The organism is Vibrio sp. Vb1166, from assembly GCF_033338695.1.
GTDB lineage: Bacteria > Pseudomonadota > Gammaproteobacteria > Enterobacterales > Vibrionaceae > Vibrio > Vibrio alginolyticus.
Map to the genome: position 1 here is coordinate 1 of NZ_JAWOTE010000008.1, position 14,431 is coordinate 14,431.

Genomic DNA, 14,431 nt, shown 5'->3' on the forward strand with positions numbered 1-14,431 from the left:
GAGTGGCCAAAGGGAGCAGACTGTAAATCTGCCGGCACTGCCTTCGATGGTTCGAATCCGTCCCCCTCCACCATATTGAAGAAGCCAGCTCATTGAGCTGGCTTTTTTCGTATCAGGATCTTGATAGCATAGCCCTACTACAACGAACCTTTCACTCCTAACCGAAACTCTGCTCGATTTAATACCTATCACAGTAAATAAGTGATCAGAAATAGCGTAGGGAAAATGCTTGAGAACAAGGCGCAATTTTTTGATAAGTAGTTATTCTACAATCAAAAATTGCAACGCAGTTATCGAGTATTTTAACAAGCTAGAATGACCAGTTATTTACTACGATTGGTATAACCTATACTCAATCTCACTAAAGCAACCAACCCCATGTGAAACTCCACAAACAAAAGGCTGAGGAGCAGATCTTTACCCTACAAACAATGTACTAGCTATTTTGATTTTGTTAGTTCGTATGGCCTTAATATGAATGTTCAATATAAATAGGAAAACACTTGAGGACTTACTAGAAAAAGTGGGCTCGCAAAATTACCAAACGGACTCAATTAGTGATGTTTGTATAAAAACACGTACAAGAAATATAAATGATAGATACAAAAAATCCCGCAGGGGATGCGGGATTTTTACTAGTGACTAAATTGGTTTAAAGGTGACTAGCCTTGAATACCAACGATTAACCATGGCGCATTAGGCGCAGTCAAGTCACGCTCTAGGTGCCAGATATCTTCGATTTCTTCTTCAACACCTTCTACTGTGTCACGGTAACGACCGCTAAACTGCAGACTAAGCTGTGCTTTATTTGCATCGTAATCAGCACGGACGATCTCCGCATCAACGTACATTACGTCAGTATGCTGCTCACCGTCGAGCTTCGCGCGCTCTGCTTTTAGGTCTTCAAACAAGCTTGGAGAAACATATTCTTCAATAGTTTCTAGCTGGTTGTGATTCCACGCACCTTGCAGGATTCGATAGTGTTCACGAGAACCACTAATGAACGCTGCTTGGTCAAAACCCGGTGGGTAGTTATGTGGTACGTCTGTTTGAGCGCCAAAACCACCAAAGCCACCATTATTTGTGTTTGGTTGTTGCTCAAAGTTTTGCATGTTTGGTTGCTCAAACTTAGATGCGTTGCCACCAAATGCAGGCTGTTGACGATGCTGGTTCATACTGCCCTGCTTCGCACCTAGCATACCGCGCATTAGTTTAAAGATGACAAAGGCAATCAAACCAATAATTAGGATATCCATAAACTGGATACCTTCAAAAGCACCGCCAAAGAATGCAGCAAGTAGACCACCAGCAAGAAGTCCGCCTAGCAGACCACCCATAAGGCCTTTCTTACTTGAAGACTTTGTCGTCTGATCTTTGCCGACCGTATTGGTGTTTTGTTGCTGTTGTTTCGGTGCTGGTGCAGTTTTGTAGCTCTTACCGAAAGACTTACTGCCACCAAACTTCTTCGCTTCCGCGATAGGCGTTACAGCAACAGTAAACATCAATAAAGCAACAATAGAAAATAAACGTTTCATCGTTATCCTTAAAGTTAGCTATCTAAGATAGTGCCCCATTTTCAAGACGAAACAATCGTTGTTTCAAACAGTAGCACGCCAAAGATGATTTTTAAGTCATCATACTCTGTATACCGATTGATGAAAATAGCTTATAGAAGCTGACATGTATCAGAATATTGCCAAAAATGCAGACTGCTCACACTGCTTACAATTCAGCTGAATGCGCTTGATCAATGTAAAAAAAGTATGGAATAAGTTCACTAATACTCCAGATTGTTTTACTTGAATTAGAATCAGTGACACAGCTCAGAATCCTACACCTTGAGGACACTTGGATACATTGCCTTGTTGACGGTTAATAGGTAGCTGACTATCATATTGAACGATGTTCAATAAAGTAGTTTGAGAGTATGGCGCGCAGAAACGATCACACCCGAGAAGAGTTAGTGAATTTGACGTTAACAACGGTCAAAAACTTTTTAGATGAGAATTCTTACCACGAACTCAGTCTTCGTAAAATCGCTAACATGATTGGTTACGTGCCAAGCACATTGGTAAATGTTTTTGGTAATTATAATTTGCTACTGCTTCATGTTGTCGCTCAAACTTTAGATGAGTTATCTCAAGAAGCACGCAAAGCGACTAATGACAGCAAAGATTCCCATCAAGCGCTTTTTGAACTCGCTTATTGCTACCACGATTTTGCTCAAAAACACCCATACCGTTGGCAGTTAGTGTTCGAACACAACATGAATGGAGCAGAACTTCCGGAATGGCATGCCAAACGTATCGATGGTATGACGGGAATGCTAGAGTCACTATTGGCTCAAATCGCACCACATCGTACTGAATCCGAAGTGATTCAAGCGAGTCGAGTCCTTTGGTCTGGCGTACATGGCATTACTTTACTCAGTGTTGATGATAAGTTTTTCTCTAGTGAACCGATTGATGGCAAAGAGTTGATCAGTAATCTTCTTTCTAACTATCTCACGAACTGGTAGCAAAGGATTATCCATGTCATCCGACAGACAGCCGTCGTTACTTACGCAGAGAAAGTTCCTGCCCTATTTCATTACTCAGTTTTTTGGCGCTTTCAACGACAATATTTTTAAAAACGTTTTGCTGTTGTTTGTCGCATTCGCGGGCTCCAGTGCACTGCCTATTTCGAGCAATTTGTTCATCAACCTTGCGGCAGGCTTGTTCATTCTACCGTTCTTTCTGTTCTCTGCTTCCGCTGGCGTATTAGCCGACAAATATGAAAAGTCATGGTTTATTCGTAAGGTCAAACTATTTGAAATAGCCATTATGCTGTTGGGTGCCATCGGATTCATAACCGAAAGTTATGGTGTGCTTTTATTGCTACTGTTTTTAATGGGCACACAGTCAGCATTTTTTGGCCCAGTTAAATATGCCCTTTTGCCTCAAAAGTTAAATGCTAAAGAGTTAGTGCCCGGCAACGCTCTTGTTGAAGCTGGTACCTTTATCGCCATCCTTATTGGCACCTTAGGCGCTGGGATTATAGCCTCTGCAGACAACGCAAAATACCTTGCCGCATTTTGTGTCGTGATCTTCGCATTGTTAGGCTACTTGTCGAGCCGCTCAATCCCCTTTGCTGCAGCCAGCGCGCCCAATCTCTCTTTTCGTTGGCAACCATACAAGCAAACCAAACACACGCTCTCTATCGCCAAATCCGATCGAGTTGTTTTTCAATGCATAATGGCAATAAGCTGGTTTTGGTTTTTAGGCGCCGCATATCTAACACAATTCCCGAATTTCACTAAGATTTACCTAAATGGCACCGAGAGTGCGGTGTCTTTCTTGCTCGCTCTATTTTCCATTGGTATCGCGCTAGGGTCGCTACTTTGCAATTGGATCTCAAACCATCGTATAGAAGTCGGTATTGTGCCAATTGGTGCATTTGGCATTACGGTATTTGGGTACCTAATGGCCACTTCCATTCCCAATGATCTACCTATTTTCCATAACTTTGTAGACTTCTTTAGATATGAGCCTTTTTGGCCATTATTTTTCTACCTATTGATGATTGGCGCTTCAGGCGGTTTGTTTATCGTGCCGCTTTACGCATTAATGCAGCATCGAGCAAAGGAAACCGAACGTGCTCAAGTCATCGCAGGGCTCAACATCTTTAACTCTCTGTTTATGGTCGGCAGCGCTGTCTTAGGTATTGTGTGCCTAAGTGTAATCAAGATGACAATTCCTCAGCTGTTTGCATTGTTAGCCATTTTAAATTTCTTAGTTGCCGCTTACATCTTTTTGCAAATTCCTATTTTTGTAGTTCGCTTTGTCATGTGGATGCTTACGCACACCATCTATCGAGTTAAGCATAAGAATCTACACAACCTACCCGAGCATGGTGGGGCATTGATTGTATGTAATCATGTAAGCTACATGGATGCATTGCTACTTAGTGCGGTATGCCCAAGGTTGATTCGTTTTGTGATGGAGGAAGATTACGCCAACCTACCTCCATTAAGGCGCTTTTTACGTCGAACTGGGGTAATTCCAATTTCAGCGAGTAACAGAAGCTCTATCAGACGTGCATTTAACGATGTGGAAGCTGCGCTAAGCGAAGGTCATATCGTCTGTATTTTCCCTGAAGGAAGATTAACTTCAGATGGTGAAATGAATGAATTCATGCGAGGTATTGATATCATTCTACGTCGTAGCCCAGTACCCGTCATACCTGTTGCACTTAAAGGCTTATGGGGAAGCTATTTCAGCCGCGCAAAAGGTCGCGCATGCTGTGGCTTACCGACTCGATTTTGGTCAAAGCTAGAAATTGAGGCAGGACAACCGGTGCCACCAAATGAAGCAACGGCAAAAACAATGTTCGATAAAGTGCATCAACTTAGAGGCGACTGGCGATAAATACACTTGAACACATGTTTAGGATAACTGAACATGTGTTCAAATCATTAAGACAAACTGACCACACCCAGTGCGATATACTCTCCCTTTCATTCACAACAGCGAATAAAAACCTTGAATAGAAACTACCTCCTGTTTGGATTGGCGTTACTTTTTTGTCTAACCCCTCTTGCCTCCTCTCCCATTGCTCTAGTTATCGGTTTTCTACTCGCAAGTTTTGGTTTTGTGCCTTCCGAGCTGCCCATCGCTTCTTTTACTAAAAAGCTGCTGTCTTACTCGATTATTGGCTTAGGCTTTGGCATCAACTTTGAGCAAGCACTTGCAGTCACATCGGATGGTATCGGCCTGATCATCGCCACTATTACAGGCACACTGATCATGGGCACTCTCATTGCCAGGGTAATTAAATTGGAGCGAGTAACCGCTTACTTAATCTCATCAGGTACTGCAATTTGTGGTGGTAGCGCAATTGCTGCTGTGGCACCGGCGATTAAAGCGAAAGACGAGCAGATTGGATTAGCACTGGCAACGGTATTTGTCCTGAACTCCATTGCACTCTTTGTGTTTCCTGTGATTGGACATGCTTTAGGGCTAGATCAACACACGTTTGGCACATGGGCTGCGATTGCCATTCATGACACATCTTCTGTTGTCGGGGCTGCCTCGGCCTATGGGGAAGAAGCGCTAACTACGGCAACAACATTGAAACTCGCGCGCGCTTTATGGATCATTCCTGTTGCTTTGATCAGTGCCGTCATCTTTTCAAGAGGCCAAAAAGAGAATGGAAAGAAAAAACTAGCTATCCCTTATTTCATTTTTTGGTACTGTGCAGCTATCGCGTTTAGCGACTTCTTTCCTCAATTTGAAATGGTCTATCACGGCATTTTCATTGGAGCAAAGCAAGCGTTGGTTGTATGTCTGTTCTTGATAGGTTGCAGCATTTCAATTTCAAAACTAAAGTCAGCTGGAGCTAAGCCGCTGTTGTTTGGTGTGACTCTGTGGGTGCTAATTTCTACCACTTCTCTAAGTTGGTTACTGTTTTAGATATTGGTGGTCTGCTTATCGCGTTGAGGGGGCGGTATTTCCCGTTTGCTATTTTTGTATATAACGACCAACGCAATAGCGATCAAAAATGCCGTCAGCTCTGCAAGAGAGCGGGCTAGCCCTTCACTACTTATCGCGATACCAATTTGTAGTGCTACTGCCGCAATTAAAACTAGCTTTGCCATCCTGAACCTTATGCATTTTCTCTCCACTAAGAAGCATAATTATGATTCAGAGTTATAAGGATACGAAATTCTCTTTATGACTAATACATAGCAAAATTGACTAATGCTGAAGTGATGACAACAGCCACTCTTTCACGGCCTTACGTGAAATTTTGATCCCACCTTCTAGTAGAGTTTCTGGCATTACATGGTATTCCACTGGCCATTTAAACTTCTCTAACTTTGATTGCAAGTGCTGGTCATACTCCGACTTGCTGCGCAATCCATTGGTCTGAATCACAGCTACTGGTCTATGACCAAACTCCGCGTCTTCGACTGGAACCACTATACTCTGCACTACACCATCAATTTGGTTCAAAGCGGCTTCAATCTCTTCACAATGGATATTCTCACCACCAGAGATAAACTGATTGTCGGCACGGCCGATTATCTTTAATTCATCACCTTGCCACTCGCCAAGATCCTTGCTGTCAAACCAGCCTTTCTCATCCAGAAATGGGGTAACATGTCCTTGATGGAAATACCCTGCCGCTAATGTCTTACCGCCAATAAAAATGCGTTGGTCAACTAATTTTATCTTACGGTGCTTCAATACATGTCCAGCATTACTGGTGCTGTCAATTCTCTTTGCGGTAACGGTAGAGGCCGCCTCCGTCATCCCATAACCTAACCATGTCTCAATGCCTTGCCCTGTTGCTCGTAGTGCCAACTCGTGATCAACGTGGCTGCCGCCCAGTAGCACATGTGTCAATGACAAATGTGCATCATCATCCAATAACCGTTTGAGCTGAGTCGCAACCAAAGAAGCGTGTGATACGCCCTGAATATCATCAACAAGTTTCCCTGAACCGACTTTTAGTGTTGCTCCGACATATAGCCAACGATAGACAATCGCTAATCCAGAGACGTGATACAGCGGAAGCGATAATAGCCAAGCATCTTGCTGAGTGAAAATGAACTCCTGCAACAAGCCCTCTGCAGACGCAAGATGCTGTCGATGTGTATGAACCACAGCTTTAGGCTCCCCTGTAGAGCCAGAAGTAAATACTACTGAAGCGAGCCGGTCATGATGATAGCTATCTTCAGTCAACGAATCACTCTCTTGCTGTGATACTGCAGGCGGTGAAAGCAATGTTGCCTTGAGTTTTTGTATATCATGTTCAGAAAAGGTCGAAGCGCACTCCTGAGAAAACCAGATAAACCGAGTTTGATCAGGCCTGTAAAGTGTAGCAAGCTTACCCTGCAACTTATCTAGTGGTTGTTCCATGGTCAGCGCAGCGAGCGCACCCAACTGTTTGGAGGCAAGATAAAACAACAGTGTTTCTACTTGGTTCTTGCCAACCAAAGTCAGCACATCCCCCCGAGTTACACCCAAGTCATTCAAATAGTGAGTGTATTGGTCAATACGCTTCGAGAGTTGTTGCCAGTTTAATACTTCTGTTGATGTCTTGAGTGCAATAGAAAAAGGGCTCGTTTGAGCCCAATATTTCCATGGTGCCTTCGCAATATTGTCTACGCAGAATGCCACACAATCTCCTGGTCTTTTAGAGGAAGAACGGGAAGTTCACACTTAGGCCAGCCCTGCTCTAGCTGAGCTTTGAATAAGCCAAACGTATCCAAACCTGGAACTTCATCAGGCAGCTGCCATTGGGCAAAGCGCGCTAATTGAGTTAAACCGAGACTGGATTCAATGCTAGAGCTAATCACTGCTTTCATCCCCAGTGACTTCGCTTTCTCTATCAGTGTAATACAAAAATCCACTGAACCAATGAGTGTGGGTTTGATGATGATCGTTTTCACACCAGTTAGATCTTCAAGACGGAAATCTTCACGACGAACCGCATCTTGCAATGTTTCATCCCAAGCGATAGCAATACCAGTATTAATCGCAAAAGAGAGACTATCGCCAGGAGAGCGGCACGGCTCTTCTAGAAACGTGATTCGTTGACGCAGAGACGGGGCAATGTACTTAGCGAACTGCTGCGCTTTTTCTGGTGTCCAAGCGCGATTGGCATCGAGTCGAAGTGTTAATTGAGGGATTGATTCAAGAAAAAGGTTCACAAGCATGCCATCGCGAATTGGCTCATAAAGTCCAACTTTCACCTTAGCGACTTTCTCACCTTCCATTTCGTTCAGCTTTGGAATGAGCTCATCTGGGTCGCCAGTGCATAGTGGCGCTGTTTGGTATTTACCTTGTTGTGGTAAGCCACCAGCTAATTCAAGCTGTGCCATCGATAAACCAAACGCAACCGACGGGTACATATTGGCATAATCCACATCCAACTCTGCTACCCAACGCTCCGCCTGTTCTTGTAGCTGAACACCCGCATCTTCGGTGCTCTCTAAGCTAAAACCAGGAAGAGGAGCGACTTCTCCAAGCCCTGTTTTACCATCTTCGGAAAGCGCAACAACATAACCAACACGTTCGGTTAGCTTATTGTCACGTAGGATGACACCACTATCCATGGGCAAGCTATAACGATAAATTTTCGCTTCACGCATAATTCAAGTCCTATGTAATGCCGTATATTTGAGCGTTCTGACGAGCAATCCCACCAGCCTCCCAGAGGGCGAGGCGCTCAAGAAAAAAGGAACAGAGGAGCTAACACGCTCCTCATTTAGACGGATTATGGGTTGCGAGGGAATTTATCGAAGTCTGGGCGACGCTTCTCGTTAAAGGCGTTACGACCTTCTTGGCCTTCATCTGTCATGTAGAACATCATCGTTGCGTTACCCGCTAACTCTTGCAGACCCGCTTGACCATCACAATCTGCGTTTAATGCAGCTTTCAGGCAGCGCAATGCCATTGGGCTGTGCTGTAGTACTTCACGACACCAACGAACGGTTTCTTTCTCTAGATCCGCTAGTGGTACAACTGTGTTTACTAGGCCCATGTCTACTGCTTCTTGAGCATTGTAGAAACGACATAGGAACCAAATTTCGCGAGCTTTCTTTTGGCCTACGATGCGAGCCATGTAAGATGCGCCCCAACCTCCGTCAAATGAACCCACTTTAGGGCCTGTTTGACCAAATTGAGCGTTGTCAGCTGCAATCGTTAGGTCACACATCATGTGCAGAACATGACCACCGCCCACAGCCCAACCAGCTACAGATGCGATCACTGGTTTGGGACAAGTACGAATATCACGTTGGAAGTCCAATACGTTTAGGTGGTGTGTACCTTGGTCGTCTTTATAGCCGCCGTAGTCGCCACGGATCTTCTGGTCGCCACCAGAACAGAATGCGTCTTCACCTAGACCTGTCAGAATGATCACGCCAACACCAGAGTCGTAGCGTGCATCTGCCAACGCATCAATCATCTCTTTTACCGTTTGAGGACGAAACGCGTTACGCACTTGAGGACGCGCAATGGTGATTTTCGCGATACCATCTTCAGACTTATGGTAATGAATGTCCTCGTATTTCTCGCCGCAATCTTTCCATTGAACCGGAGCGTAAAGTTCTTCTTCAGAAATGCCTACTGTTTTAGCCATGGTGATTCCCATTGTTCTCGTTACTCTCACCAAAGTGAGACTGAATTATTTGCTTGGTATGTATCGCAAACTGTTTGGGCTGCTCTTGATGGACGTTATGACCAGCGCCTTCAACTTGTCGATACGCCAACCCGCTATGTTGTGCCAGTTGGCTAAATTTTTGGTCTTTCTCACCACACAAGTAATACACTGGTATGTTCTGCTTTTGCAGTGAGGGCAACAAATATGCCTGTTTGGCTAACGATGTCGCCATCAACATATTCGCCACCGCTGAGCCAAGATTATCACTTCGCTTCGCAATGAATGTTTGTCTTTGCTCATGGTTTAGTGAAGAAAACACCGCTTGTTGGTACCAATCGTTCAAAACACGTTCAAGTGGTTCAGTTTTGAAACGCATTGCCCAACGAGCATCATTCTCTAATCTCACCTGTTTCTCTGACTCAGTTTGAAGCCCGAAGTTTCCCCCTTCAACAATCGCGCCCGCAATATTGAGATCTGGAAAGCATTGATGGGCAATACCATGCATCGCAATGCGGCCGCCCATAGAGTAACCAATCAAAATAAGTGGTTGTTGTGAGGGAAATAATAAAGATAGTGTGGAACCAAGAAGTTTGCAGCAATCATTCAGATCGCTGCAAGAAATAGATTGGCTATGCCCATGACCAGGGAGGTCAACCGTAACACGTTCATACTCGGGTAACGCGTTGATACACGATTGCCAATCTTCACCGCTACCAAGTAAACCATGCAAAAACACCAGAGTAGGCAAAGTAATACTTTGGTGCTTTTCTAATACAGGGAAACGTTCAAAGTAAAGCATTCAGACTCTTATTAAATGCCTTGAGTGTCTCAGCAGCTTGGTTAGGTGGGGTTTGAACCTCGACCAGCAACGTTCCTTGGCCGTGACATAAATGCTCTTTTACAGATGATTGGAATTGCTCCAGTGTAGAAACATGCAAATACGCCAAACCAAACTGCTTTGCCGCGTGTTCAAACTGATAACCATGAGGCATTTGATAATATGTCGTCCTGCGCTCTGGTGGTACTGGCAACATATCAAAAATCGCACCGCCGTCATTATTAGTAACAACAAGTACCGCCGGCAGTTTATTGTGAGAAAATAGCGCCAGAGAATTGAGATCATAAAGTGCTGCTGTGTCACCGATATACATCAGTAACGGATTACCTCTTGCCCGTTGCACGCCTGATGCCGCAGCAAACAAACCGTCAATCCCTGACGCGCCTCGATTAGTGAAAACCTCTACACCATCCAATTTTCCGTACATATCAACAAGCCGAACAAACAAGCTATTACCCAAGAAAACATCTACGTTCTTTGTGCGCTCGTTGATGTCTGCTGCCAACGCAATTTCGTCAATGACAGACGCTGAATCAGATAGGAAGGCTTCTTCGATACGTTGATGAACTCTCTTAACGTCATTCGCTAACCTATCAGCCCACCCAGCAAATATTGACTTCTCAAAACTAATGCGAGAAACCCACGTTTTAGGAGGCTCAACCCAGTGCATTTGCGCCAGATGATTTTGGTTATTCCGGTCCATACAAGGTGAGACATACCAATACTGAACGTCTTTACTTTGTTGATTTTTCGATACTTGTTTATCAATCCATTGGTTCAAACGTTTGGAAATGATTCGGCTACCAAATTGGATAATAAGTTCACAAGATTCAAGCTCGTTTGCGAACTCGGGAAGTTGAAGCCATACATCGTAATACGCCCAATCCGAACTCAAACCACTTTGCGGGTCTGCAAGTACTGGCCATCCCATCTTTTGTGCAAATGCCTGCGCCGACTTCGCTTGTTCAAGCGGTAAGCTGCCAATCACAACCAAGCCTTTTTTGTCCGAAAAAGGCGGGATGTTCGCCTGTGACAAATGGCTAAAACGCTGAGTATAAGTGCCGCTTCCTTTTCGCCATCCGGCGACCGAATCTAAGTAGGTTTGATAATCCGCTTTTGCGCCGTTGGAATACAAAGGCTCTGGAAATGCACAATTAATGTGAACAGCACTACCCTGCAATTGCTGAGTAAATATCACTTCGTCAACAGAGGTCAGCAACCAGTTAAGCGACGTTGCTAAATTTGGGCTTGGTAAATTCAAACTGGCCGAAACATGATGTGAAAAAATACCCAATTGATTTATCGCTTGGTTTGCACCACAGCCGACAAGTTCTACTGGACGATCTGCTGTCAGCAGCACCAGTTTTTCACCAGTAAGTTTGGCTTCGGCAACCGACGGTAATAAGTTCGCCACTGCCGTACCAGAGGTAACGATAATTGCCACGGGTTCCTGAGTAGCTTTCGCTAAACCAAGAGCCATAAAGCCCAATCCACGCTCATCAAAATGAGTATGAATGGAAAAGTCGGACTGTTCTGCCGCTTCTAAAGTTAAAGGCGTAGAACGAGATCCGGGAGCGATACAAACATGCTTAACGCCAAATCGCTGAAGCTCAATCAATATGGTTTCTGACCAAACTCGATTGAGCACCGCTTGGTCATGACTCATGATGCGACTCCCAATGGCGGATGATCAGAAATCAGCGTAAGTAACGTCGACATTTTCTTATCAAGTTCTGCCCACTCATGTTCTGCAATGGAGCCTGGAACAATCCCTGCGCCCGCAAACAGTTGTACTTGCTCACCGAGCACAAGCGCACTTCTGATTGCGACACAAAACTCTGCACGCTCATGGCTAATGTAACCCATAGAGCCTGCATACCAGCCGCGTGCAAACGGCTCATTATCAAGAATAAACTGCATGGACTCTTGTCGGGGTAAGCCAGCAACCGCCGCTGTTGGCTGAAGCGCCGATAACAACTGAACACCATTTATCCCCGCTCTTAGACTAGCGTGAATATTTCGCTTAAGGTGCTGCACTTTTCGTAGTCTGACCAAACTCGGTTCAGCTTCCACTTCAACCATTTCAGAATGCGGTGATAGACGGTCAATGATGTCGTCCACCACATACTGGTTTTCGTTGAGGTTCTTTTGGTCTTGGGATAACCAATTCGCCAACTCCATATCTTGAGTGGCATTGTCCCCCCGACCAATCGTACCTGCTAACGCTTCGGTATGTAGCTCATGCCCTACGCGAGAATACAAACGTTCTGGCGTAGACCCCATAAAACTGTGCTTACTGTCTAAGCTCAGCATGAAATGGAAGCTATGATGGTTATTTAAGTAACTTGCTTTAAGTAGCTGTGCAGCACTTAATGTGTTATCAAGCTGCACGGTAGAGCGACGCGCTAAAACCACTTTCTTAAAATCATCATTCTCTATACCAGTCAGAACCTTATGAACTAACTCATTCCATTGAGGCTGACTTGGCGTATGAACAATAGAGCGGATGTGAGACGAAATTGGAGCTAAGGTCGCGACCTCACAAACCAGTTTATTCAACCCAGCTAGAGTTCGCGATTTGTCTTCTGAAATATTAACTGCGAGAGACCACTGTTGGTCAAAACGAATTAACTCAATTTGAGGCAAAAAGAAAAAAGAAGGCATACAGCGGCGATTCTTCTCATGCTGTCCATCAAAAGAGCGCCCGCCCCAGACTCTTTGCCCTTCACCTAGAATGGTATAAGCAGGACCTGGCTCAACAAAAGCGTGCAATTGCCCTAGTGCAACGACCTCTTCACGTGTATCGCGGGACTGCCAATAAAACTTAGGGAAAAGTGGTTGTGCATCAAGCCAATCAATAAATGAGAAATTAGGTTTCTCACTAAGGGGCTCGACCAGACGTGTTTGATTGCCTTCCGATTGCTGAACTCGCTCGATAATTCTCTTTACGGCTTGATGGAACTGTGACAAATCAACCTCGTTGTATGTGAGGATAAATGGTAACTGACGGCTACTCTAAGTTTAGACCCAAAGCAAATCAAGGTCGTATGCGATCTTTTGCAAAATCCTGTGATAGCAAGCGAGCAAAACTTAACCAGCAGAAAGATTATTTACAGATATATATTCTAATAAAAAACAAATTATTGTATTTTAATAAAGAAATTAACGAATTTTTAGGAATTAAACAATGCAAAATATCGGGATGTCGTCAAAACTCGACAATGTCTGCTACGACATTAGGGGTCCTGTACTCAAACATGCTAAGCGCATGGAGGAAGAAGGGCATAAAATCCTAAAGCTAAACATTGGTAACCCTGCCCCATTTGGTTTTGACGCCCCTGATGAGATTTTAGTCGACGTGATTCGTAATCTGCCGACTTCTCAAGGCTATTGTGATTCCAAAGGTATTTACTCTGCTCGTAAAGCTGTGGTCCAACACTATCAGCGTAAAGGTATACGCTCGCTAGATGTCGAAGATGTGTATGTAGGTAACGGCGTGTCTGAGTTGATCGTAATGGCCATGCAAGCGCTATTAAACAATGGCGACGAAATGCTGATCCCAGCACCAGACTATCCGTTATGGACAGCTTCAGTTGCACTATCTGGTGGTAAGCCGGTTCATTATCTATGTGATGAAGAGGCTGACTGGTACCCAGACCTTGAAGACATCAAAAAGAAAATCACACCAAAGACACGTGGCATTGTTCTGATCAACCCGAACAACCCGACAGGTGCGGTATACAGCCGTGACTTCCTACTTGAAGTGATTGAGATAGCACGCCAGCACAAACTGATCATTTTCGCAGATGAGATCTACGACAAAGTGTTGTACGACGGTGCAACACATACCTCAGTCGCCACACTCACTGAAGACGTGCTAGTCATGACATTCAATGGCCTTTCAAAAGCCTACCGTGTTTGTGGTTTCCGTGGTGGCTGGATGTTCCTAACGGGGCCTAAACATCTGGCTCAAGGGTACGTGAATGGCTTGGAGCTGCTTTCATCGATGCGTTTATGTGCAAACGTACCAATGCAACATGCCATTCAAACCGCGTTAGGTGGATACCAGAGTATCAATGAACTGATTTTACCTGGCGGACGCTTATTAGAGCAGCGCAACCGAGCGTATGAATTGATCAATCAGATTCCTGGTGTTTCTTGTGTCAAACCTAAGGGTGCGATGTACCTCTTCCCGAAAATCGACACTAAAATGTACAACATCAAGAACGATCAGCAGATGGTTTTAGATTTCTTAAAACAAGAGAAGGTCTTACTGGTGCAAGGTTCCGGTTTTAACTGGCCAAAATCAGACCACTTCCGCATCGTGACACTACCGCACGTTGAAGATCTAGAAATCGCTATTGGACGTTTTGAAAGATTCCTATCAACCTACAGCCAGTAATGAATCACTGGTAGTAATTAGTGCTGATCTCTCATATGCTT

The 14,431-nt window shown here is 44.5% G+C and carries 12 protein-coding genes; 4 read left to right on the forward strand and 8 right to left on the reverse strand.

Annotated elements, in window-relative coordinates:
• Positions 1 to 662 precede the first annotated feature (662 nt).
• A complete protein-coding gene (locus R7E51_RS10385; RefSeq protein WP_206958143.1) occupies positions 663 to 1,535 on the reverse strand; it encodes a Tim44 domain-containing protein in 873 nt (290 codons plus the stop codon).
• A gap of 392 nt (positions 1,536 to 1,927) precedes the next feature.
• Here R7E51_RS10385 and R7E51_RS10390 point away from each other — a divergent pair, with 392 nt between their 5' ends.
• The 3 genes from R7E51_RS10390 to R7E51_RS10400 all read left to right on the forward strand — a co-directional run bounded on the left by R7E51_RS10390 (position 1,928) and on the right by R7E51_RS10400 (position 5,450).
• A complete protein-coding gene (locus R7E51_RS10390; protein WP_005382308.1) occupies positions 1,928 to 2,518 on the forward strand; it encodes a TetR/AcrR family transcriptional regulator in 591 nt (196 codons plus the stop codon).
• 13 nt (positions 2,519 to 2,531) lie between these two features.
• On the forward strand, positions 2,532 to 4,406 hold the full coding sequence (locus R7E51_RS10395) for an MFS transporter (protein WP_115385834.1): 1,875 nt from the start codon (positions 2,532 to 2,534) through the stop codon (positions 4,404 to 4,406).
• A 114-nt stretch (positions 4,407 to 4,520) separates the two neighbouring features.
• Positions 4,521 to 5,450, forward strand: coding sequence for a YeiH family protein (locus R7E51_RS10400; RefSeq protein WP_005384270.1), 930 nt, complete (start codon positions 4,521 to 4,523; stop codon positions 5,448 to 5,450).
• Here the strand turns inward: R7E51_RS10400 and R7E51_RS10405 are convergent.
• From R7E51_RS10405 to R7E51_RS10435, 7 genes are all read right to left on the reverse strand, one after another.
• Positions 5,447 to 5,635, reverse strand: a complete 189-nt coding sequence (locus tag R7E51_RS10405) for a hypothetical protein (protein WP_031780888.1) — start codon at positions 5,633 to 5,635, stop codon at positions 5,447 to 5,449. The two genes, R7E51_RS10400 and R7E51_RS10405, sit on opposite strands and share 4 nt — an antisense overlap.
• A gap of 100 nt (positions 5,636 to 5,735) precedes the next feature.
• Positions 5,736 to 7,163: an o-succinylbenzoate--CoA ligase gene (gene menE / locus R7E51_RS10410; protein WP_206958145.1), complete on the reverse strand. Its 1,428-nt coding sequence runs from the start codon at positions 7,161 to 7,163 to the stop codon at positions 5,736 to 5,738.
• Positions 7,148 to 8,137 (reverse strand): o-succinylbenzoate synthase, encoded by a 990-nt coding sequence (menC, locus tag R7E51_RS10415; protein WP_206958147.1) that lies wholly within the window; start codon positions 8,135 to 8,137, stop codon positions 7,148 to 7,150. The genes menE and menC overlap by 16 nt, the downstream gene beginning before the upstream one ends.
• A 125-nt stretch (positions 8,138 to 8,262) precedes the next feature.
• Complete coding sequence (menB, locus tag R7E51_RS10420; RefSeq protein WP_005382318.1) at positions 8,263 to 9,129, reverse strand: 1,4-dihydroxy-2-naphthoyl-CoA synthase; 867 nt, start codon at positions 9,127 to 9,129, stop codon at positions 8,263 to 8,265.
• Positions 9,122 to 9,949, reverse strand: a complete 828-nt coding sequence (menH, locus tag R7E51_RS10425; RefSeq protein WP_206958148.1) for a 2-succinyl-6-hydroxy-2,4-cyclohexadiene-1-carboxylate synthase — start codon at positions 9,947 to 9,949, stop codon at positions 9,122 to 9,124. The genes menB and menH overlap by 8 nt, the downstream gene beginning before the upstream one ends.
• Positions 9,936 to 11,654: a 2-succinyl-5-enolpyruvyl-6-hydroxy-3-cyclohexene-1-carboxylic-acid synthase gene (menD, locus tag R7E51_RS10430; protein ID WP_206958150.1), complete on the reverse strand. Its 1,719-nt coding sequence runs from the start codon at positions 11,652 to 11,654 to the stop codon at positions 9,936 to 9,938. The genes menH and menD overlap by 14 nt, the downstream gene beginning before the upstream one ends.
• Entirely contained in the window at positions 11,651 to 12,958 is a 1,308-nt protein-coding gene (locus tag R7E51_RS10435; protein ID WP_206958152.1) for an isochorismate synthase, read from the reverse strand. The genes menD and R7E51_RS10435 overlap by 4 nt, the downstream gene beginning before the upstream one ends.
• Before the next feature lie 217 nt (positions 12,959 to 13,175).
• On the opposite strand from R7E51_RS10435, the gene R7E51_RS10440 reads away from it, so the two are divergent.
• On the forward strand, positions 13,176 to 14,390 hold the full coding sequence (locus R7E51_RS10440; protein WP_206958154.1) for a pyridoxal phosphate-dependent aminotransferase: 1,215 nt from the start codon (positions 13,176 to 13,178) through the stop codon (positions 14,388 to 14,390).
• Positions 14,391 to 14,431 lie beyond the last annotated feature (41 nt).

Bases quoted from the DNA above. Each gene is read 5' to 3' on its own strand.
- R7E51_RS10385 (WP_206958143.1), bottom strand. From the start codon at position 1,535: ATGAAACGTTTATTTTCTATTGTTGCTTTATTGATGTTTACTGTTGCT.
- R7E51_RS10390 (WP_005382308.1), top strand. From the start codon at position 1,928: ATGGCGCGCAGAAACGATCACACCCGAGAAGAGTTAGTGAATTTGACG.
- R7E51_RS10395 (WP_115385834.1), top strand. From the start codon at position 2,532: ATGTCATCCGACAGACAGCCGTCGTTACTTACGCAGAGAAAGTTCCTG.
- R7E51_RS10405 (WP_031780888.1), bottom strand. From the start codon at position 5,635: ATGGCAAAGCTAGTTTTAATTGCGGCAGTAGCACTACAAATTGGTATC.
- menC (WP_206958147.1), bottom strand. From the start codon at position 8,137: ATGCGTGAAGCGAAAATTTATCGTTATAGCTTGCCCATGGATAGTGGT.
- menB (WP_005382318.1), bottom strand. From the start codon at position 9,129: ATGGCTAAAACAGTAGGCATTTCTGAAGAAGAACTTTACGCTCCGGTT.
- menH (WP_206958148.1), bottom strand. From the start codon at position 9,949: ATGCTTTACTTTGAACGTTTCCCTGTATTAGAAAAGCACCAAAGTATT.
- menD (WP_206958150.1), bottom strand. From the start codon at position 11,654: ATGAGTCATGACCAAGCGGTGCTCAATCGAGTTTGGTCAGAAACCATA.
- R7E51_RS10440 (WP_206958154.1), top strand. From the start codon at position 13,176: ATGCAAAATATCGGGATGTCGTCAAAACTCGACAATGTCTGCTACGAC.